The sequence below is a fragment of the Rothia sp. HMSC065C12 genome (assembly GCF_001812085.1).
In the GTDB taxonomy this organism is placed as follows: Bacteria; Actinomycetota; Actinomycetes; order Actinomycetales; family Micrococcaceae; genus Rothia; species Rothia mucilaginosa.
In genome coordinates, this window is the sequence record NZ_KV807679.1 from 488,322 (window position 1) to 507,823 (window position 19,502).

At 59.8% G+C, this 19,502-nt stretch carries 17 protein-coding genes and 1 tRNA gene; 7 read left to right on the forward strand and 11 right to left on the reverse strand.

What is annotated here, in order from left to right; translation table 11 throughout:
* Positions 1–2: 2 nt before the first annotated feature.
* The 3 genes from HMPREF2836_RS08075 to HMPREF2836_RS08085 all read right to left on the reverse strand — a co-directional run bounded on the left by HMPREF2836_RS08075 (position 3) and on the right by HMPREF2836_RS08085 (position 3,955).
* A complete protein-coding gene (locus HMPREF2836_RS08075; RefSeq protein WP_246822849.1) occupies positions 3–914 on the reverse strand; it encodes an ABC transporter ATP-binding protein in 912 nt (303 codons plus the stop codon).
* 299 nt (positions 915–1,213) lie between these two features.
* Positions 1,214–1,741: a nucleoside deaminase gene (locus tag HMPREF2836_RS08080; protein ID WP_049340406.1), complete on the reverse strand. Its 528-nt coding sequence runs from the start codon at positions 1,739–1,741 to the stop codon at positions 1,214–1,216.
* A gap of 42 nt (positions 1,742–1,783) precedes the next feature.
* The gene (locus tag HMPREF2836_RS08085; protein WP_070630048.1) at positions 1,784–3,955 is read right to left on the reverse strand and encodes a RecQ family ATP-dependent DNA helicase; all 2,172 of its coding nucleotides are present in this window, start codon (positions 3,953–3,955) and stop codon (positions 1,784–1,786) included.
* A gap of 337 nt (positions 3,956–4,292) precedes the next feature.
* On the opposite strand from HMPREF2836_RS08085, the gene HMPREF2836_RS08090 reads away from it, so the two are divergent.
* Positions 4,293–4,949, forward strand: coding sequence for a DedA family protein (locus tag HMPREF2836_RS08090; RefSeq protein WP_005504410.1), 657 nt, complete (start codon positions 4,293–4,295; stop codon positions 4,947–4,949).
* 148 nt (positions 4,950–5,097) lie between these two features.
* Here HMPREF2836_RS08090 and HMPREF2836_RS08095 read toward each other — a convergent pair whose 3' ends face one another.
* The 8 genes from HMPREF2836_RS08095 to HMPREF2836_RS08130 all read right to left on the reverse strand — a co-directional run bounded on the left by HMPREF2836_RS08095 (position 5,098) and on the right by HMPREF2836_RS08130 (position 12,054).
* Positions 5,098–5,757, reverse strand: coding sequence for a hypothetical protein (locus tag HMPREF2836_RS08095; protein WP_070599631.1), 660 nt, complete (start codon positions 5,755–5,757; stop codon positions 5,098–5,100).
* 406 nt (positions 5,758–6,163) lie between these two features.
* Positions 6,164–7,033, reverse strand: coding sequence for a multidrug ABC transporter permease (locus HMPREF2836_RS08100; RefSeq protein ID WP_070630049.1), 870 nt, complete (start codon positions 7,031–7,033; stop codon positions 6,164–6,166).
* A gap of 92 nt (positions 7,034–7,125) precedes the next feature.
* Positions 7,126–8,622, reverse strand: coding sequence for an ABC transporter permease (locus HMPREF2836_RS08105; protein WP_246822850.1), 1,497 nt, complete (start codon positions 8,620–8,622; stop codon positions 7,126–7,128).
* 262 nt (positions 8,623–8,884) lie between these two features.
* Positions 8,885–9,478 (reverse strand): flagellar type III secretion system protein FlhB, encoded by a 594-nt coding sequence (locus tag HMPREF2836_RS08110; protein ID WP_049349909.1) that lies wholly within the window; start codon positions 9,476–9,478, stop codon positions 8,885–8,887.
* A gap of 110 nt (positions 9,479–9,588) precedes the next feature.
* The gene (locus HMPREF2836_RS08115) at positions 9,589–10,392 is read right to left on the reverse strand and encodes an organic solvent tolerance protein OstA (protein ID WP_070630051.1); all 804 of its coding nucleotides are present in this window, start codon (positions 10,390–10,392) and stop codon (positions 9,589–9,591) included.
* A 192-nt stretch (positions 10,393–10,584) separates the two neighbouring features.
* On the reverse strand, positions 10,585–11,301 hold the full coding sequence (locus tag HMPREF2836_RS08120; protein WP_070630052.1) for an amino acid transporter: 717 nt from the start codon (positions 11,299–11,301) through the stop codon (positions 10,585–10,587).
* 1 nt (position 11,302) lies between these two features.
* On the reverse strand, positions 11,303–11,812 hold the full coding sequence (locus tag HMPREF2836_RS08125; protein ID WP_080974501.1) for an asparaginase domain-containing protein: 510 nt from the start codon (positions 11,810–11,812) through the stop codon (positions 11,303–11,305).
* A 169-nt stretch (positions 11,813–11,981) separates the two neighbouring features.
* Positions 11,982–12,054 (reverse strand) — tRNA-Lys (locus tag HMPREF2836_RS08130).
* 87 nt (positions 12,055–12,141) lie between these two features.
* Between HMPREF2836_RS08130 and HMPREF2836_RS08135 the strand changes: the two genes are divergently transcribed.
* The 6 genes from HMPREF2836_RS08135 to HMPREF2836_RS08165 all read left to right on the forward strand — a co-directional run bounded on the left by HMPREF2836_RS08135 (position 12,142) and on the right by HMPREF2836_RS08165 (position 19,425).
* Positions 12,142–12,915 carry a histone acetyltransferase gene (locus HMPREF2836_RS08135; RefSeq protein ID WP_083309185.1) on the forward strand — a complete coding sequence of 258 codons (774 nt, stop codon included), beginning with the start codon at positions 12,142–12,144 and terminating at the stop codon, positions 12,913–12,915.
* A gap of 418 nt (positions 12,916–13,333) precedes the next feature.
* Positions 13,334–13,951, forward strand: a complete 618-nt coding sequence (locus tag HMPREF2836_RS08145; RefSeq protein WP_005504391.1) for a hypothetical protein — start codon at positions 13,334–13,336, stop codon at positions 13,949–13,951.
* Complete coding sequence (locus tag HMPREF2836_RS08150; protein ID WP_070615402.1) at positions 13,951–14,985, forward strand: inorganic phosphate transporter; 1,035 nt, start codon at positions 13,951–13,953, stop codon at positions 14,983–14,985. The genes HMPREF2836_RS08145 and HMPREF2836_RS08150 overlap by 1 nt, the downstream gene beginning before the upstream one ends.
* 142 nt (positions 14,986–15,127) lie before the next feature.
* Positions 15,128–16,210, forward strand: a complete 1,083-nt coding sequence (locus HMPREF2836_RS08155) for a glycosyltransferase family 2 protein (protein WP_070615405.1) — start codon at positions 15,128–15,130, stop codon at positions 16,208–16,210.
* A 2-nt stretch (positions 16,211–16,212) separates the two neighbouring features.
* Positions 16,213–17,934, forward strand: coding sequence for a polysaccharide pyruvyl transferase family protein (locus tag HMPREF2836_RS08160; RefSeq protein WP_070630053.1), 1,722 nt, complete (start codon positions 16,213–16,215; stop codon positions 17,932–17,934).
* Between the two features lie 162 nt (positions 17,935–18,096).
* Positions 18,097–19,425, forward strand: a complete 1,329-nt coding sequence (locus tag HMPREF2836_RS08165; RefSeq protein ID WP_049340432.1) for an FUSC family protein — start codon at positions 18,097–18,099, stop codon at positions 19,423–19,425.
* The last annotated feature ends 77 nt before the right edge of the window (positions 19,426–19,502 follow it).

Sequence of the window (19,502 nt, forward strand, 5' to 3'; positions counted from 1 at the left end):
TCTTACTCCTTCTCAGCGGTCTTCTGGGCAACAGTCTTCTGGTTGCCGGTCTTCTGGTTATCAGTCTTATGGTCAGTGGTCTGAGCGGCTCCGGAAGTGCCGGATACCGCGGGGGTGAGGGAAATCGAAGAGGCCGAGGGGATTTCCTCCACCTCACGCACCTCAATCACGTCAATCACAGGCTCGGTCTGGGTTAGTTCCTCTGCGGCAGTCAGCTCTTCCGTCTCAGTCAGCTCTTCTACAGGCTCCTCAGCCGGCTCAAACTCGCCGTCCTGATCCATGTGAACACTACCCACCACAGCACGGGCGCCCTGCCAGGACTCCGAAATATGCGGAACAATCGCCACCACAGTGCGAGGGCGATCCTCGTCAGTGGCAAGCTCCTCCAGGTAAGGAAGCCACATATAGGTGTGGTTCAAATGACGGGAGGGCGTATCAAAAACCAGCAGGTCCGAAGGACTCGCCTGCGCCAAAGCCGCCATCAACTCAATGTTCATCTCACCATCAAGCTCATCCATCCACAGGCCGTCCAGGTCCTCAAGACCGCGTTCCTTCAGCCAGCGGCTCGCACGGGAACGACCAAAAACCGGCAGATTATAGGAGAGCATCTCAGACACGTAATCGTGCACACGCATGTGCTGCTCCGGGGCAGTCACATCGGGAGAATCAACAATGTCACTGATACGACGCAGCTTCTTCATCGAAATCGGCTGCGGCTCCGCATCACCATCGCTCCAAAAAATCTCGCCACCCGACAGAGGCAAACGGCCGGTAAGAGCCAAACCCAGCGAGGTACGTTCCATCTGGCTATCCGCCTGAATAATGATGACCTCGCCCTGATTTACAGAAAAAGAGGTACGACCAAAAAGGGCGTGGTGACGCCCCTTAGCCCAAATATTGTCAACGCGAAGCACGAATAAATCCCCTTTAAATACAGGACGGTTCAGGTGAGTTTTGGGGAGCACTCCGCAGGTTGCGTGGGGTATCTATTTTCAGTCACGGGCAGACGGAGGCTCCAGTGCCTATATATGGTAGACCCGGACATGTGTGATGTAGTGGGCTTTTTGCCTGAAATTGGGTACCAATTTTGAAATTTTTGAAGTATTTTTCAAATAAATGGGGGTTTCGTACAAATAACGCGGAAAGCCACGCGTTCTCACGCAGCTTTCCACGTTATACAAAACAGTTCCTGAAGCGCCACCACGGGTGACGGTTAGGGGCGGCGTTCCTTAAAGAAGTCCACCATCAGCTGCGCGCACTCATCAGCACGCACCCCCGCATACACCTCGGGAGCCGGAGCGACCTTGCCGTCACGCAGCACATCGTAACGGCTACCAGCAGCCCCCGTCTTCTCCTCCCAGGCACCAAAAACCACCGTCGAAACGCGCGACGCCAAAATCGTGCCGGCACACATCAGGCACGGCTCCACGGTCACGACCAGGGTGCAACCGTCCAGGCGCCACTGCCCACGATGCGCCGCCGCCTGACGAATCGCATTCACCTCCGCATGGGCGCTGGGGTCATGCTCCTGCTCGCGGGTATTGCCCGCTGAACCAATAATGATGCCCTGCTCATCCACCACCACGGCGCCGATAGGAATCTCGCCACGCTCACCAGCGGCGGCACCCTCAACGAGGGCGTGCGCCATCCACTCACTGTGTTCAGAGCGAGAGGGAATATCGCTGAGCACAGCGGAGGAACCATCAGTGACCGTTAATTTTGAATATTCCGAATATGACATAAATCCTCGTCAGGGGAATAAATGAAGCATTATCGAGCGCGACTAGTGAGTAGCAGCCAAAGAGAAAGGATACACCGCAGAAGCGCCCGCCAACCTCAGCTCGCGAGCCACCGCAGTAAACGCCCACCGCGAATCCACCACATCAGAAACCAGTAGAACCGGGCACTGATGCTCACGCACATAGTCCAGAACCTCAGCAGGAACCCGGTACGAGCGCACCACGTCCGCGCAACGGAACGCACTATTACCGCCAAAGAAACGGGGCTCATCCACCAGAGAAACCTGACCCAAATCCACCAGGCGCCCCACCGACGCCAATCCCCTACCCAGGGACTGAGCCAAACGAGGACGCACCGGCGAAGGCAGAGTCAACACCGCCACCGGACGACCTGCCTCAGACCACTCCCAAGCGGCAAGCACCTTCACACAAGCGCGACCCAGCTCGGCAGGGACCTCAGAATCAACCGGCTCACCCAGCTCATTCGTCGCCAGAAGCTCACGCAGACGTGTACCGTACCCCATGTCGCTCAGACGTGCCAAAGCGTAACCGGATTCAGCCTGCTCGTCCTTAGACAAACGACCGCGCGGCGCATCCGCACCCATCAGCTGATCCAACCCGCTCGGCCACATACGACGCGGCTGCAACGGCACACCGACCGTGTTGAAGCTGCTCTGTGCCGCCTGCAGTGCCTCAGTGGGGACCTCCACCGGGTACCAGGGGCCCGCGCACACATCGCAACGACCGCACGCAACAGCGGAAGCATCATCAAGCTGCTGAGCCAGGAAAAGCATGCGGCACTGACTAGTACATTCATACTCGAGCATGGCGTTCTGCTCCAGCACACGTGCCTGCGCCACCGCCGCATAGCGAGCGTTATCGTACCGCCACGGCGAAGAGGTTCGACGCCAATAGTTGCCTTCCTTCACGACGGCGCCCTCAACATCCAGCACCTTCAGCAGAAGCTCCAGGGTTGAGCGGCGCAGTTGAACGCGCGCCTCCAAAGCGGTAATGCTCAACCCCTCCGGGGCCTGAGCCAGCGCATCAAGAACAGCCAGCGCCTGCTCCTCGTTAGGCATGGAGGCGGTCGCAAAATACTCCCAAATGGCGCGGTCTTCACGACCGGGCAGGAGCAAAACATCAGCGTTGACGGCACCTCGACCGGCACGACCAATCTGCTGGTAGTAGCTCACCGCAGACGACGGCGCGCCCAGGTGCACCACAAAACCCAAATCAGGCTTATCAAAACCCATACCGAGGGCACTCGTCGCCACAAGAGCCTTGACACGGTTTTCCTTGAGCGCCTGCTCCGCAACCAGGCGCTCATCGGGGTCGGTTTTACCCGTGTAGGCGAGAACCTCGTAGCCGCTGGCACGCAGAGCGTTTGCGGTATCTTCTGCAGCAGAGACAGTCAGCGTGTAGATAATGCCGGATCCGGGCAGGTCGTTCAGGTGCGTGAGTAGCCAGCCGATACGTTGCGCCTCATCAGGCAGGGTAAGCACACCCAGGCGCAGGGACTCGCGGGATAGCGGGCCGCGGATTACGTGCACAGGGGCGGTGTCAGTGCTGAGCTGTTCAGCGATATCGCGGCTAACGCGGTCATTAGCGGTCGCGGTTGTCGCCAGCACCGGCACACCCACCGGCAGAGACTTAATGAGCGAACCAATACGGCGGTAATCGGGGCGGAAATCATGGCCCCAGTCAGAAATACAGTGCGCCTCATCAATAACAAGCAGGCCCAGGCGCGGCAGCAGGTACGGCAGCCACTGCTCGCGGAACGCCGGGTTATTGAGGCGTTCGGGGCCCACCAGCAGCACATCGAGCTCATCAGTTTCGAGGCGGGTGCGGATCTCATCCCATTCGGTCACGTTCGCGGAGTTCACCATTGCGGCGCGCACCCCCGCGCGGGATGCTGCCTCAACCTGATCACGCATCAGGGAGAGCAGTGGGGAGACAATAAGCGCCGGGCCCATACCGCGGGCACGCAACAGCAGGGAGGAGATGAAGTAGACGGCGGACTTACCCCAGCCGGTACGCTGCACGACGAGGGTGCGGGCGTGGTCGGCTACGAGGGCGCGAATCGCCTCGTACTGGCCGTCGTGGAACTCGGCATCAGCGACGCCGGTGAGGCGGCGCAACACTTCGCGGGCTTCAGTGTGCAGAGGGTCAGCGCGCAGGGAGTCCGCGGGGCTGGACGCTGGGTGCTGGGGGTTCATGGTTCTCTCCAACGGTGGGTGGTTGGGTCAATCGCTACGCCGCGACGCGCCGTGCTCTCTTTCCATCATGTCACACCCGGTATCGCCCGGCTCTGCGGATGGTCATTTCTTGGGGAGGCACGCGAGCGCCGCGTCACCTCAGGTTGTTTCGCCATGCGGGCGAGGAGATTTACGCCTCGCTCACCCGTGCGTCCGGCGTAAATGCCGGTAGAATTGTGCCAGTAATACACAGCCTCCGCATAGTTTTGCACAATGTTCACCATAGGTACGCTTTCTATGCTGGTGTTACTCCGCCGCCGATCCGTGTGTGCGGTCCACTCACAGTTCAGGATTTTTCATGACTTTTCTTGCCACCGCTTTGGCGCATCTTCCGGTTGCGCTCTTGGGCCTCGACCTTGAGCAGTTCCTGCTCGATACCGGCCCCTGGGTTCTGGTTGTTTCGGCAATTATCGTATTTATTGAGTCCGGTGTTCTTTTCCCGGTTCTTCCGGGTGACTCCCTGATTTTTGCTCTGGGTATGTTGCATGAGCAGATGGGCCTGTCCCTGTGGGTTGCGTTCCCGGTCCTGGTGCTGGTTGCTATTGCTGGCGCTGAGGTTGGCTACCAGATTGGTGCCCGTTACGGCCGTAAGATCTTCAAGGATGACGCGAAGATTCTGAGCACTAAGAACCTGCACACTACCGAGGAGTTCTTCCAGAAGCGCGGTAGTTTGGCTCTGGTTCTGGGTCGTTTCGTGCCGATTGTTCGTACTTTTGTGTCTCTTGCGGCTGGTATTTCTTCGTACGACCGTAAGAAGTTCCACCTGTGGAATGTTGTTGGCGCGGTTGCGTGGATTGGTTTGATTGGTCTGGCGGGTGTGCTGCTGGGCGGTATCCCGTTCGTGCATAACAACATTGAGTACATTGCTGTGATTATTGTGGCGGTTTCAGTGGTGCCGGTTATTATCGAGTACCTGCGTGGCCGTTCGAAGGCGAAGCAGGAATCTGCTGAGTAATACGTGAGTCCTTCTCGGCTGCTGAGCCGGGGATGAGAAAAGGTGGGGATACCGTTTGGTATCCCCACCTTTTTGCGTTCTCTCAACCCTGTGGAGGTGATGCCCCGGAAGCCAGCTACACCTCCGCGAGGTTACTACCTCCGCGGGGTTACTTTAGGCCCATGCGTCGCAGGTCTCCACGCATATGGATGTACCGCCCCACCTGCGGCTGGCAGAGAAGAACAATAAAGAAAATGCGGATGATGAAGTCAAAGGCGAGCTTCGCATACATGCCCTCAAGGGTCATAAACGGACCAAAAAACATCGCCCTGACCGCTTGGGAATTATAGTCATTGCTCAGAAAGAAGCGGTCAGATCCGGCTACGACCACAATATCCAGAAGCATACGCAGCGCGCCCTCGATAATAATCACCACTCGCGCCCACTCATAACCCTCATTGAGGTACCAGGCAGAGACTACTCCAAGAACAATAGGGAGAATTATCGTAAGCCCCATAGTGCAAGCTGCCAGCCAATACGCAAATATAAACTCTAGACCCACAAGAGGCTGTAGGGGGTACGTAGCCAGAAGCAAGACCACGCAAATGCTTACCATCCAGATAGCAATGGGGCGCGGCGGATGATTGATAGCGCGCTGGACACCCGGCACACCATACACAGGGCGGGCACCTGCAGGAACCGGAAGCTGAGGTGCCGCTGCGGCGGGTGCCGGAAAGTTCGGTGCCGGAATATTCGATGCTGCGGCGTTAGACTGAGCCGCCTGAGGTACCAGCGTGCCCGCGGGGGCGCCGGAAGTATTGTTAAACATCGTCGTTCTTTCTCTCATATGCTCGCACTGTGGTGCGTCAGTCGGTGATTGTTGTACTCGTTCAGGTAGATTTGCCTTAAACGTACCTAAAAGAGTTATTTGATGTAGTTAGCTGAGAGAATAATACTTTTTCAGTATAGGGTAAGCTCTTCGGGCCTTGTAGAGTTTTTATACGATGCCTGGAACCTTTTAGGTAACTCAAAGGGTTTTACCAGCTAGAAGATTTCGATATTTAACGCAAAAGGGTGGAGATACCGTTTGGTATCCCCACCCTTTCATGCTCTGAGCATTTTGGTGGTAGTGGTGTGCTCGGGAGTGCTGTCGCCGGATGCATTATCCTCTGCCGTGTTACTGTCTACCGCGCTACTAGGGCTAGCCTCGGAACTCCTGACGTTGGTGCCCCTTTCTATGTTCCCCATCCCGCACTACGGTGTGGCGGGCGAGGGTTGTTTTCCTTTGATGAGGTGCGTTCGCCGTCCTCGTCATCAGCGAAAAGCTCTCGAAGTTCCGCCGGCACCTGACCGGCAGCCTGTCTCGTCTCAGACATCATCTGCTGGTGTTCTAGTGCACGTGCCCCGCTAACGATTTGGGTGTACGTCCTAATAGGAGCACGAGTCAGCAGCACAATCATCAGGAGGTAAAGAACAAGAGTAAAAATGCCGCTCGCGACACGCCCCAGGCTGGACGCCGCAGCCGCTCTAGAGCTTAACTCCGAGAAATTATCCGCAAGAATAAGCACACCGCTAGCAGCCGCGAGAGCGCAGTAGATGATGGTAAGAATGCGCGCCCACTCGCGGCCATCCCAGATCTTCCAGAGAATAAAAATCGGGATGGCGGAGATGATGAGGGTAACCACCAGGGCAGAGAAGAGAACACTCACCACCGTCTCAAAATCGATATATGACCCGCTTAGAATCGGCAGAAAATTACTCAGGGGCCCCAGCACGATAATGGCGGCAGCGCACCACATGACGCTACGCATAGCCTTCGGGCGCTCCGGAATTACCTGCTCGGAGGCGGCAGTGTAGCCGGTGGTCGCCTTCCGGTAGCCAGTAGTGGTTTGCTCGGGGGTGCTGGCGTGCTCGGAGGCGCTGTCGCCGAGTGCGTTACCCTCTGCCGCACTGTTATCTGCGACGCTACCGGAAGCTCCGTTACTGGAGGCGGCATCGCCCTCTGCCGTGCTATTTTCAGCCTCGTTAGAGGGCAGTAGCACACTGTACTCGGGAACCGTGTACTCCGAATCGTTCAACGGTTGCTTTGGGATACGTTCTGACATCATTGTTCCTTTCTTCTCTTCGCACCCCGCCCCGCACGCTGTAGCACGGGGCAGGTGGCAAAGAGTCTCCCCATGGGGAGGGGCTTCCCGCCCTAGTTGAGGCGGTAGCCTTCCTCGGTGTACACGGAAGTATCCTTGTAGCCGCGCTGTTCGTTGCGGGAGTTCTTCCGCGCATCCGTACGGCGGGCCCTCTTGTACTGCTGAGCGACCGCTTCTTCAGCCCGTCGGTTAGCTTCCTTTTCTTCCCTGCGGGTCTGTTCTTCTTCCAGATGAGTACGCGTTTCTGCATCCTGATGCGCAACAATCCAACCGTCACCGGCGTTCACCTGTTCGCGTGCTTCTATCCATGCCAACCTCGCGGTTGTCATAAACGACCTGGTGGGACGGCTAATGAGCAGCACAACTATCAGCAGGTAGAAGGCCGTAAGAAAAGCTCCCATAATGTCACTCACCACGATGGAAACTACGTAGTCTCGGGGCCTTGAAGTCAACGATTCATCCGCCAGCCTGGAGAAATAATCAGCCGAGATGAAAGATTGCAAACTCATCGCCCCGATAAAAACCACAAAAGCACTACCGAAGAGGGTGAGGAAGTACGCCCATCTACGGCCCTTCCACAGTCGACGGAGGACGAAAATCGGTATGAGAGAGAAGATGAAGGTAGCAAATATGCCTGAAATGATGATGCCCGGCATATTTTCCATAACGCGGTCTGGGACCTCGTTATGGATAGATACATAGATACGTTGGATTGCGGACAGAATAATAATGGCTGTAGCGAGCCACATGACGCCGCGCAGCGACTTCGGGCGGGGCGGGAGCACCACCTGAGGCGCGGCAGGCGCGGTGGAGGCGGCGGTCGCCTCCGCACCCTCGTGCGCTTCCTGTTGGGGCTTATCCGACCCGCCAGACGCGCCGTCGAAGTTAGGCTTCACACCCGCATTCTGGGCGCGCTGAACCTGCTGTATCTCAGCCAGCAGGCGGTTCTTCTCCGCAGGGTCATTCGACAACGCATAATCGGCGGAAAGCTCACGCAACAGCTGCTCGGTAGAGTCCTTGACCGGGCCTTCTTCCTTCTCAAGCTGACGAAGAACATCCTCACGGGTCGGCTCTTCCTCATCATCCGCCATGCTGTCCTTGATAATCTGCATCTGCTCCCGAATCGCCGCGGGGCTCGGGACCACGCCCACAGCCGGGCGAGTCAGCAAAAACAGAAGAACGGCGCTACCCGCCGTAATCACCCCGACCAGAGCCTGCGACACCATAGACGAAGCAGCGGCAGGATGCGACACCGGATCCAGTGCGGTAAACGCAGGGAAAAGCACCTGAGCCAGACCAAAGACACCCGCAAAAGAGAGCACACCGCTCAAGGAACACAGCAGAAGGTACAGCATCAGCAGGCGGCGCGGATTAACGTACCCTGACTTGGTATAGTCCAGAACGAACCAGAGGAACGGCACCACCAAGACAGCGTCAGACAGAACCTTCGGCAGGGCATAGCTAAGGAACGAGCCGATGTTCACACTCCGGCCCGCGGTAACGATAATCTGGTACGCATCCAGGAGGAAATACACCAGGATGAGAGTCATACTGATGGAATAGGCTTTACCAAGAAGCTCCAGTCCCCGGTTAAATTCCTGTTCCCTATCGCCAACTATGCCAAGGTTTCTTTTCGCCTCTTCAAACGCCGCCCGCTCATCATATGTGCGCTTAGCAGCGCCGGGGGTAGTCTGCGATGTGGATTCGTGCGCAGGTTCGGAAGTAGGGTGCACGAGTCATCCTAACTGTGGTTGGGTGAATAAAGTTATCGGTGAGCCGCAGGTCCGGGACCCGCAGCCAGAATCTGCAAGGCTAAATCAGGTAGTCCTCGCTGCGGCGCAGGCGCCAATCACGGCGCGCTTCCATGTACGAACGCGACTGACGCGACCACACCAACGCCAACGCGACCACACACACCAGCATGTACGGTGCAGCAATATATACCGGCGTGTACAGCGGGGAGGCGCTACTGAGCAGCAGCTCAACATCCTGGCTCGGCGCACCATTCAACGTACCCAGAAGAGCCGCGACTGCCAGCATAATCAGCAGGGATGCCAACACACCCAGCGCCAACGCCACCGACAGCACCAGCGCCGCCCAACGGTAACCACGCAGGTACGCCACAGTGCAGAAACCGTGCAACGTCACGTTACCGAAGGCGCTGACCAGCAAAAACATCACCGGATAGTACGCCTGCGCCTCCACCAGCGACTGGGCGCGCCAAGTCGAAAAATGCGACAGCTGCGTCGTCGCATACGTGACACCCGTGTACCCAATCAGCACCAGCCAACCCACGGCAATAGCGAGCAGAACCCAACCCGCCACAGACACGAGAGTGGGGGTGGCGGGCTTCGTAGGATGCGTGGTGTTCGGAGCGGATGGCGGAGAGGACTCGACGGCGGACATAGCTGAATCTTTCGAATGTCGGCTGATAGTGTGTGTGGAAGATGTATGAGCGAGTGTGTGGTGTGTGGGTGGCGGCGCGGCGTTCATCTACCGCGCCGCCTCAAAAAACTTTAGGCAGAAGTGGACGGGTCAACCGTCGCAGAAATACTTTCAGGTAGCAACGGAGAATCTGCCCGGTTCGCCATCGCAATTCGCAAGTTGTTGAAGCGGTAAATGGTCAGCAACGATAAACCGACCTCGCTCAACCAGACCAAGCCCAAGACAACAAGTATCAGCAGGGGGTCAAGCCCCATCGAAACCCCAGCCCAGTCAAGCATCAACAACAGGAACGTGATGGGTGAAAGCACCAGCCCCACCGCAACATACCCGATGAGGGAACAGATAGCCCAGACGCTATACACGGAGGCATCCGCCGAATCACGAGGAGGGCGCATCAGAGGCCACATCTGAACCACCAGGTAAAGAGCAGCCACAAAACCAAAGCAAATCGCCAACGGCTGCGTGTACTGAGAGATAATGAGGCCTTCAACCAGGGTCAAAATACACAGAATAACCGCGCGGACCAGCAGGTTCTTCTTGAGCATCTGCTGGCGCTCCTTCACCTCTTCAGCGGTGTAAGTACGCAGAAAAGCGGGAACCTGACCCTGCCCCGGGAACGGCGGCAACGGACCCGTCGGGTGTGTACGCACCACAATCGGAGGGTTCGTACCATCCTGAATGATGACGGTAGAAGTCGCCGAAATAACCGGATGCGAACCAGTCACCACCGGGGGTGCGTTCAGCGGGACAGACACCTCCGGCGTAGCAGGAGTCGCGTGGCGGATAGGCGCCTGATAGCGAGTCTGCACACTGATATCTTCATCCGGGTGTTCTGCGGATGAAGCAGCATCTGTGTTCAGATGTGTAGCGCCCATGGGTGACCTCCTGGCAGGTGCTGGTCGTGTTTCTGTCTCTACCGTATCACGCGTACTTTAAGGGAATCTGAGCAGTGGCTGGGCATCACTGAGAGCGTGTCACACCGCCTCTTATCGCCCTATCCCCACCCCTCAGGCACCACCGGCCAGAGGCGCGGATGCGCGGGGAAAATCCCCGCCCGTCGGTGCGCGTTAGTTCTGCTCCGCAGTACGCGAAGCCTCAGTGTTCAACTCCTCAGCGTTCGGCGCCTCGGTATTCGGCTCTGCCGGATTCGGTTCCTCTGCTTTCTGCTCTTCTGCGCCCTGCTGCTCCGATTGTTGCTTCTGCCGCGTCAAACGCAAGCTCCTACGAACCGCCAAACTATAGAACAGCGAGAACAGAACCTCCAATGCGAACGACGCCATGACCGTCAGCAGGCCCACCGTATAGAACACGCCCACACGGTCCAGCAGCGTCTGCGGGCCCTGCACCGTCACAAGCGCATAGGCAAAGAACGCCGTCATAATGGCCGCCGCAACCCCGGATGCCGCATTCGCCAGCAACACCAACTTCACCGAACGGTTCGCCCGGTAAATCATGGCAACCCACATGTGCATCACCAGATAGACCAGCGGCACCGCACCAATCGGGAAAAGCGTGACGCGGATAAAGTAATAAACAGTAATCAGCGAGGGTACGACCAGCAGTAGCACACGCACCAGGTACAGGTTCTTAGCCGGCAGCGGGTAATCACTGGTGACATTCCAGAACTCGTCAGCCTGCTGCTCCAGCTCATCCATAGCCTGCAGCTGCATGAGCTGCGCCTGCGACATATGCTCCTGCGGCACAAGATCCGAGGAGCCCGCCACCGGCGCAAGCTCAGCGGCAGAAACCGGTTCACCCCGCCGCATACGAGCGGAATCAGCCATCTTAGCCCTCAAAAATACCGCGAGAACGGTCCTTACGCACGCTCTCAGCAGGGAAAATACGACCGCTCATGCTGATGTACACGCCCGGCTCCAGCAGATTCAGTGCGGCAATAGCGGCACCCAGGTTGAAACCGGCATCCGAACGAGCCATCACGGCGGGCTGCATCGCACCGGTCAGCACCACAACCTTATCGCCCAGGTCGGCGTGCTCCAGCAGGTAGCGGGCGGTCTCCGGCATGGTGTCGGTGCCGTGAGTGATGAGCACCTGGTCGTTAGTGACAGCGTTCAGCACCTCGGTCAGCTCGGCACGATCCTCATCGGTCATGTCCAGGCTGTCCTTGCCAATCAGCGGGCGAATATCAAAACGGATATCGGTAATCACGCGGTCCAGCAGGTCCTTAGCGGCAGGCTCACCAATATCCATGGTGCCCGCCACCGAATAGAACTTATCGATCGTGCCGCCAGTGGCAAGAATCGTGATTTCTTCGGGGTTCTTAATGGTGACGCTCACGGGTTTCCTCATCTTTTCGGGTCAACGTACACGAATCAAAAACTGCCAGGCCAACCCGGCAGGACACGCCCCACCACACGGAATCAACACGGGGTAAAACCCCGCACACGAGGGTGAAGACGCAAAAACCCGCCGACCCCCGCAAAGCGGGAGGCGACGGGTCGGCTAGTGCGCCCTGTGGGGCTCGAACCCACGACCTGCGGATTAAAAGTCCGTAGCTCTACCGACTGAGCTAAAGGCGCTCCTATCCACACAAAACTGAAAGTGTGCAGATAGAAATACTATACACTACCGGCCCCCAGCCAATGAACGGTACACTGGGAAATCCTATGTCTACACCCGCATCATCAACCGGCGCCTCCTGGCGCAGCCGACACCGCACCCACCACCGCCCCGTCCTCTACTCCGCCGAGAAATTTGAACGCCACGAAGGCGGCATGGACCCCGCCGCACGCGAAGAGGCGGCGCACGCCTCCGCACGCATCCTGCTGATGCGCGGACGCGGCACCGACGAGCAGATGACCGAGCGGCTCGTCAGCTTCACCGACGACTACGGTATTGAGATGCTCGCCGAACTCTGGTCGCACGCGAGCGCCCACTCCCTGCCGGGTGCGCTGTGGCGCATGTACTGGCTGCGGGACGTGGTGCATCGTTCGCCACGCGGGGTAAGCCGCGCTTTTGAGCTGGGCATGGCGGAGGATTACCGTTCGCACGTGGTGGCGGGTGTTCCCGACCCGCCGAGTGCCGACGAGGTGGTCCGCACAATTGATGAGATTCTGACGGGCCTGTACACCGGCGATATGGACATTGCGATGGAACGTTGCGCGGCGTTTGCGCACGTGGTGGCGCTGGGTATTCGCACCGATTATGCGCGCTCTGCCGGGCAGGATGGTGCGGTTCCGGGTAGCCATGAGGTGAAGCGTGAGGCGGTGGAGCGTCGTGCTCGTCTGCCGCGTCAGGCTCAGCAGATGGAGCAGATTGCGCACGATTTGGAGGCGGTCGCCGCCCAGCTGCGCGCCGCTGAGGCTAGTCAGCAGGCTAACGGGGGTTCGGAGAGTGATTCTGCGCAGGAAAAATCGCAGACCAACCTCGAAGCATTCTAGTCTTCTGCAACGTTTGGGCGCCTAAAAATGCGGGTTCGTGCCGCGAATTGGCACAGGTTCCACATTGGGTCGCAAAGGCGTGAAAAGCCTGTTTCTAATTGACTCTGCGCCGGGTGCGGGTGGATAATAATTACAAGATGTCGGGTTGCTAATAGGTAGCCCCGGGCTCCAAATCTTTAGCCGCTTCGAGCGGCCTTCCGCCGAGAGGCGCTCCCAACCCGACATCCCTAAACGTTCCGGTGGGGGTCGAGAAATCGACCCCCACCGTTTTTTGTTTAAAACCCTCACGGGCAACCGCGAACAGGTCGGCGCTATAACATTTACTGGTCGTTGCAGTGACGTTTGCGGGTCGAGCGCTCATGAGATACGCGCGGGCTATGCGCACCCGCACCACCCAATACTGGTTAGACTGGGAACTATGCTGCACCGACTTTTCCCCCACGCAAACGAATCCCTCGCCTCCCTCGCTGAAATTTCAGCGCAGGTCGGTGAGGCGGCGGCATTGCTCTCTGAAATGGTCGGCTCCCCCGTCGCGGAGTACCCCGAACTCTTCGAACGCATGCTCACCCACGAGGCGGACTCCACGAACCTGCTGTTCCGAACCCTCACCGAGGTGCGCAGCTCCTTCTCCCCGCCGATTCCGCGTGAAGACCTGTACACGCTGGCACGCAAGCTCACCAACGCCGTTGAGAAGCTCACCAGCGCCGCACACGTGCTGTCCCTGCACAGCATTGACGGCTTCGCCACGCACATCACCTCAATCCTGGATATTATTCAGCGTCAGGCGGTGCTGACCGCCGCCGTCATCCCCAAACTTGCTGATATTCGCGGCCTCGACAACTACTGGATGGACATGCTGCGCATCTCCCGCCAGGCGCTGCGCACCGCCGAAGAATACGACGCGTACATTGCCGAACGCTACACCCCCGAACGGTACCGCCGCTACGCCACCTTCCTGGCGCAGCTGACCGCCGCTTCCAACGCTATGCGTGATGTGTCCGCCGAGATCGGCCGCATTATCGTTCAGGAATCCTAATGCTCCTGGGTCTTCTAGCCTGTTGCGCCTTCATTGCCGCGGTCTACGTGACCGGTGTGCACGACGCCTCAAACGCCGTCGCTGTTCCGGTGCGTACCCGCGCCCTCGGCGAGCGCTCCGCCCTGTACCTTGCCGCGCTCTTCAACGTGCTCGGTGTGGTCGGTGCGTTCCTGCTGCTCGGTGAGTATTCCGCCTCATGGGTGAGTGCCCCGGAGGGTACCACCGGCCTGAACGGCATCGTTGCGGCGTTGCTCGTCTGCGCTATCTGGGGTGTGCTCACCTGGGTTTCGAGGATTCCGTCTTCCTCGACCCACGCGCTGGTGGGTGCCCTTGCCGGCGTGAGCTGGTGGACCCAAACAAGGATCGACAGCGCCGCTGAAGGCTTCGGTTCGCTCGCCTTCCTGCCGCATATTTTTGGGGCGACCCTGCTGCCGCTCTTCTACCTACCGCCGCTCATTTTTCTGCTGTCCTGGCTGATGGTGGTGCCGTTCTACCGCCTCGTGGTGGGGCATAACCCGCGCCTGGTGAATCAGCACGCCCGCGAGGTGCTGGCGGTGTCTGCCTCCGCGATTTCGCTGTTGCACGGCCTGCAGACCGGCTACCTGTACCTGTTGCTGTGGGCGCTGCTGAGCGAACGCATCATAGACCCGGATTTGCTTCAATCTCTCACCCGAGGCGGGATGCTGCTGGGCACCCTCATCATTGCCCTCAGCCTGGGTGCCGGTACGCTAACCGGTGGCCGCCGCATCGGCTACACCTTCGCCTACAAGATGGTGCGCCTAGACCCGTTCCGTGGCGCGGTCGCTCAGGGCACAACCGCGGTGGTGCAGGTGCTCGGCTACTTCCTGCTGCAGGTGCCGTTCTCCTCATCGCACCTGGCGACTGCATCGGCGCTCGGCGCGGGAGTGAACCAGCGTTTTAACGCGTTGAAATCCAGGATTGTTCTGCAGATTCTTCTGGTGTGGCTGGTAACCATTCCGGCGTGCTTTGTGCTCGGTGTGCTGGCAATGGTGGCGCTACAGTCCATCAGCTAAATTTTAGGGGCGGCTCGTGCCCCTGCATGCCCACTGTCGCGGGTTAGCCGGGCGGCGGGTTGAGTCTGAACAGTGCACACCTTCATAATGGGTTGAGTTCCTGGGCTGGCACGGGCCCATTCACCCTCGACTGATTGTGGTTATGTCTTCCCCTACCGTAGCTATTCTGGTCCGCACGAAGGGCCGCCCCCGCTTCTTGAGCCGCGCGCTGGAGAATATTGCGCAGCAGACCTTCACCGACTACACGGTCTGCGTGATTAACGACGGAGGCGACGAGCAGGCAACCCGCGCCGTCATTGAGGCTTCCCCGCTGGGTTTGCTGGGTTCTAACGCGCAGGATTCCAGCCGCGTGCAGCTGCTGACCACCGCTGGCGGCAACATGGAGGCGGCATCCAACGCCGGTTTGGCGGCGACCACCTCCGAATACGTGGCGATTCACGATGACGACGACCTGTGGGCACCCGAGTTCCTGGAGCGCACCGTCGCGGCGCTGGAAGAGAGCGGCGCGCTCATGTGCACCACCCGCGTTGTGGAGCGGTACGAACGTGAGAACGCCGACGGCGAGTTCGAGGTGTACGAGGAGCGTATTTTCCACGACGGCCTGCCCGGCATGGGTTTGCAGTTCCTCTTCCGCACGAACCGTGCCGTGCCAATCGGTATTCTCTACCGCCGCAGCCTACACGAGCTGGTCGGTTTCTACGACGAGTCCCTGCCGGTGGTCGGCGACTGGGAGTTCAACATGCGTGCCGCCTCCGTTGCGGATATTCTGCTGGTGGATGAGCCGCTGGCGTACTGGTCGCTACGCCCCGACGCAGAAGGTGCTGAGGCAAATAGCGTGAAGCGTCAGGCTGATCATGCCCGCTTCGATTCGTTGGTGCGTGCCCGCGCTATCCGCGAGGATCTGCAGGCGGGTGCCCGACCCGGTGCGTACCTGTATCAGGCGCATTTGGCGGCTGACCTGGAGCGTCGCGTGATTGACGGGCACGATCTGACCCGCGAATCCCTAGATATTCTGCGCTCTATTGAGAGCCGCCTGGAACGTATCGAGGCCCGTCAGCAGGCTATTGAGAACCGCCAGCAGGCTATTGAGGAGCGTCTGCGGGTTCTGAAGCACCTGCGCACCCCGGGCCGCGCGCTGCGTTCCTTGGCGAAGCGTTCCCTGGTTCGTCGCGGTGCTGAGGCTGGTTCGGCAGAGGCTGGGTCGGCAGATCAGAAGGGCGCATAGCCATGACAGAGAACAATCATTCTTCTACAGCACTGCCCGTTACTGAAGCACCGCGCGTGCTCGTCATTGGCGATATCGGCCAGCACACCTACCACGTGGGCGACGAAGCCATGACCATTGCGAGCGCTCAGGCGCTTTCCGAAGGCGGCGCGGCGGTCACCCTCATGACCCGCGATGTGGGCCATTCGGCGCGCTATATTGGCGCAGCGGTGAATCATGAGGCGGCACAGCATGAGGCGGGCGCGCCCTACGAGTACCTGCCGTTTTTCCTCTTCCCCTGGGCGCCGGCTGAACGCGAGCTGACCCTCGCGGCGTTCGAGTGCGTCCTGACGGAGCTGCACGCCGACCGAGAGCGCCCCTCCACCTCTGAGCTGGTGGCGTTACCGCAGGTGCAGGCGCTGCCCGAGGTGTTGCACCCGCTGGAACAGACCGTCGAACGCATGGTGGGCTTGGCGGACTCCATCGCCGCCATGGACGCGCTCGTGGTCTCCGGCGGCGGTAACCTCAACTCCCGCTACGGCTGGCTGCTCTACGAACGCGCCGCCGCGGTGAGTGCCGCCGAACATGCGGGTGTGCCCGTGTACGTGACCGGCCAGTCCTTGGGCCCGGTCCTCAACCCCGAGGATGCGCAGGTTCTGGAGCGTATGCTGCGCACCGCCCGTTCGGTGACGGTACGCGAAAGCTCCTCGCTCACCTGGTGCCGTGAGCGGGGTATTGACGCGCGCCTGAGCGTGGACGACGCCACCGACTACCTGGTGGACTCCCCGGCACGCACCCTGCGCTATGCAGAGGGTATTTCCGCAGGTCAGATGCTTAACAAGCTGCCGGAACACTACGTCTGCGTGACCGTCAACGAGCGCACCGAACAGCAGGCACAGCAGATTGCGCGTCTACTCAATGGTATGTGGCGCGAGCACGGCTACGCGCCCGTATTCCTGAGCCACTACGGTGACCCGCAGGACCCGACCAGCGGCGATATTCAGGCGCACCAGCGCATCGCCGAGCAGCTCAGCCCCTCCACCCCGGCTACCCTGCTACCGATTCTGCACGCCGACCAGAGCATCGCGGTACACCGCGCGGCGGCGTTCACCCTGACCAGCCGCTACCACCCGGCGGTCTTCTCCGCCGCGGCGGGCATTCCCGTGCTCGCCCTCGTGCCGGACGCATTCACGCAGATGCGCGTGGGCGGCGCCCTGCGCCAGTACGGGCTGGGCGAGTTCACCCTGCCGTTGGGCATGCTCGCCGGCGGTGTTCCCGAGCTGATGGTTGCCGCCGCCCTGCGGCACGCGGCGGTGGCATCGGATGCACGCCGCACCGAGCTGCTGGAGGTTCTGCGCGCCGAGCGCGCCTACCTGCTCACGCAGATTCTTGCATCTGGCGCAGAAAAGCTGGACGAAGTAGAGGCACCCGCCCCCTTCCCCACCGTGGAACAGGTTCCGGCGCTCCCCGAGCCGCTGGGTGCGACCGTCCGTGCCGCACGCGAGCTCTTCACCGAAACCTCCCTCACCGCGGGGTTCGAGTGGGCGATGTCTGACCGGGCTCACTCCTGGGATGCCGAGCACCGCCGGCAGCTCGAGTGTGCCCGCGCAATCGGCGGGTACAGCGCGCACGGTGCGGAACAGACGCGCCCCGTCACCGTTGAGGCTTATTCTGAAGCACCCGCCGAGGCGCATCCCGCCCAGCCGGGTCTGCTGGCGAGGGTGGCGCGCCGCCTCCGCGGCTAGATTCGCGGCTAAGCCCCTTGCACTGAGGTCTCGGTACGCAAGCTGAGGTTTCGGCACGCAAAACCGCCCAAGCCGGGGCGCTAAGCGGGGTTCGGGGCGCGGGGTCTCTCACACTTGCACCCAACACTCCCCTACCCCCTTGTACAGAGCACACGCGCCGGTATGATGGTGCTCATGGCACGCTTCGCAGAGATTCTACGCACTACTGAACAGAACACCCGGCAGTTCGTCCATGAGGGTATTCACCGAGTCCGGGCTGACTTCTTTCAGTCTGTGCAGATTGTTGCGGCATCTATGGGCGCTTGGCTTTTCGCTGAGCACATCCTAGGCCACCAGGAACCCATTTTCGCGCCGGTCGCTGCCCTCGTATCCCTCGGCTATGTAAGCGGTGCTAAGCATTCCCGCCGAATCCTTGAGGTCTCCTTCGGCGTGACCCTCGGCATTCTCATTGGCGACCTTCTGCTGATTCTGCTCGGTCACGGCACCTGGCAGGCGGCAGTGGTGCTTTTCTTGACCGTGATTATTGCCCGATTTATTGATAAGGGCATTATTTTTACGATTCAGCTCAGCTTCCAGGCCTGTTTCACGTTGCTGCTGCCCGTACCTGACGATGCGTTCACCCGCAGTTTCGACGGTATTGTTGGTGGCGCTTTCGCGTTCCTCGCCATGTACCTGATGCCACGCGACCCGCGTAAGAACCCGCGTGAACGCGCGCAGGCTCTCATGGATGCGTTCGCGAAGGTTTTCCAGCTTTCCTCCGAGGCAATCCGCTACTACGACTACAACAAGGCGTACCAGAGCCTGCTTGATGCACGCGCCCTGCAACCGCTGTATGATGCGTGCCGAGGCGACCTAATCACCGCGCAGGGTATGAATGAGCTGTCCTGGAATAGCCGCAAGAGCAAGGGCGAGCTGGCGCGCATGGCAAAGACCCTCGCCGCGGTAGATTTGGCGATCCGTAACGACCGCGTGCTCAACCGCCGCATGGCGTCCACGATTCACCACGTGCAGCTACGCACTGCCGCGCAGCTCTCGCTCAGTGACGCGCTGACCGAGCTGTCGGTGGCGGCACAGAGCCTCGGCTTGGGCATGTCTGCCCCGACAGAGGGCGAACGCGAGCACTACATGATGGAGGCACGCGAGCGCATGATTAAGCTTGCCGGCACCCTCGAGCCGCGCACGATGGGTGTGGCAACCTTTGAGGGCGAGTCACTCGTGCTGATGCTCCGCCTGATTGTGGTGGACTTTATGGAGGCAACCGGTATGTCCCACAAGGACGCCGTGGCGGTTCTGGTGCCCCTGGGTGAGGCGGTCACGAAGCACGCACCGCGTACCTCGGCAATCCCGATTGTTGACGCTGACATGGATGACTCCATGGTGGTTGACGACGTGACCGATAGCGCGGTGAACACCCACCGCACGAACAAGCTCAACACCCGCTCGATCAACATCATGTTGCACGAGAACGAGGAGGAGAGCCGCTCCTCCTAGCGGGGTTCTAGCGGGGTCAGTGGCAACCGTCAAGACACAGCGGAGGGGGCTCCCGGCCGGCATTCACGCCAGCCGGG

Bases quoted from the DNA above. Each gene is read 5' to 3' on its own strand.
- HMPREF2836_RS08080 (WP_049340406.1), bottom strand. From the start codon at position 1,741: ATGTCATATTCGGAATATTCAAAATTAACGGTCACTGATGGTTCCTCC.
- HMPREF2836_RS08085 (WP_070630048.1), bottom strand. From the start codon at position 3,955: ATGAACCCCCAGCACCCAGCGTCCAGCCCCGCGGACTCCCTGCGCGCT.
- HMPREF2836_RS08090 (WP_005504410.1), top strand. From the start codon at position 4,293: ATGACTTTTCTTGCCACCGCTTTGGCGCATCTTCCGGTTGCGCTCTTG.
- HMPREF2836_RS08095 (WP_070599631.1), bottom strand. From the start codon at position 5,757: ATGTTTAACAATACTTCCGGCGCCCCCGCGGGCACGCTGGTACCTCAG.
- HMPREF2836_RS08100 (WP_070630049.1), bottom strand. From the start codon at position 7,033: ATGTCAGAACGTATCCCAAAGCAACCGTTGAACGATTCGGAGTACACG.
- HMPREF2836_RS08105 (WP_246822850.1), bottom strand. From the start codon at position 8,622: ATGACTCTCATCCTGGTGTATTTCCTCCTGGATGCGTACCAGATTATC.
- HMPREF2836_RS08110 (WP_049349909.1), bottom strand. From the start codon at position 9,478: ATGTCCGCCGTCGAGTCCTCTCCGCCATCCGCTCCGAACACCACGCAT.
- HMPREF2836_RS08115 (WP_070630051.1), bottom strand. From the start codon at position 10,392: ATGGGCGCTACACATCTGAACACAGATGCTGCTTCATCCGCAGAACAC.
- HMPREF2836_RS08120 (WP_070630052.1), bottom strand. From the start codon at position 11,301: ATGGCTGATTCCGCTCGTATGCGGCGGGGTGAACCGGTTTCTGCCGCT.
- HMPREF2836_RS08135 (WP_083309185.1), top strand. From the start codon at position 12,142: ATGTCTACACCCGCATCATCAACCGGCGCCTCCTGGCGCAGCCGACAC.
- HMPREF2836_RS08145 (WP_005504391.1), top strand. From the start codon at position 13,334: ATGCTGCACCGACTTTTCCCCCACGCAAACGAATCCCTCGCCTCCCTC.
- HMPREF2836_RS08150 (WP_070615402.1), top strand. From the start codon at position 13,951: ATGCTCCTGGGTCTTCTAGCCTGTTGCGCCTTCATTGCCGCGGTCTAC.
- HMPREF2836_RS08155 (WP_070615405.1), top strand. From the start codon at position 15,128: ATGTCTTCCCCTACCGTAGCTATTCTGGTCCGCACGAAGGGCCGCCCC.
- HMPREF2836_RS08160 (WP_070630053.1), top strand. From the start codon at position 16,213: ATGACAGAGAACAATCATTCTTCTACAGCACTGCCCGTTACTGAAGCA.
- HMPREF2836_RS08165 (WP_049340432.1), top strand. From the start codon at position 18,097: ATGATGGTGCTCATGGCACGCTTCGCAGAGATTCTACGCACTACTGAA.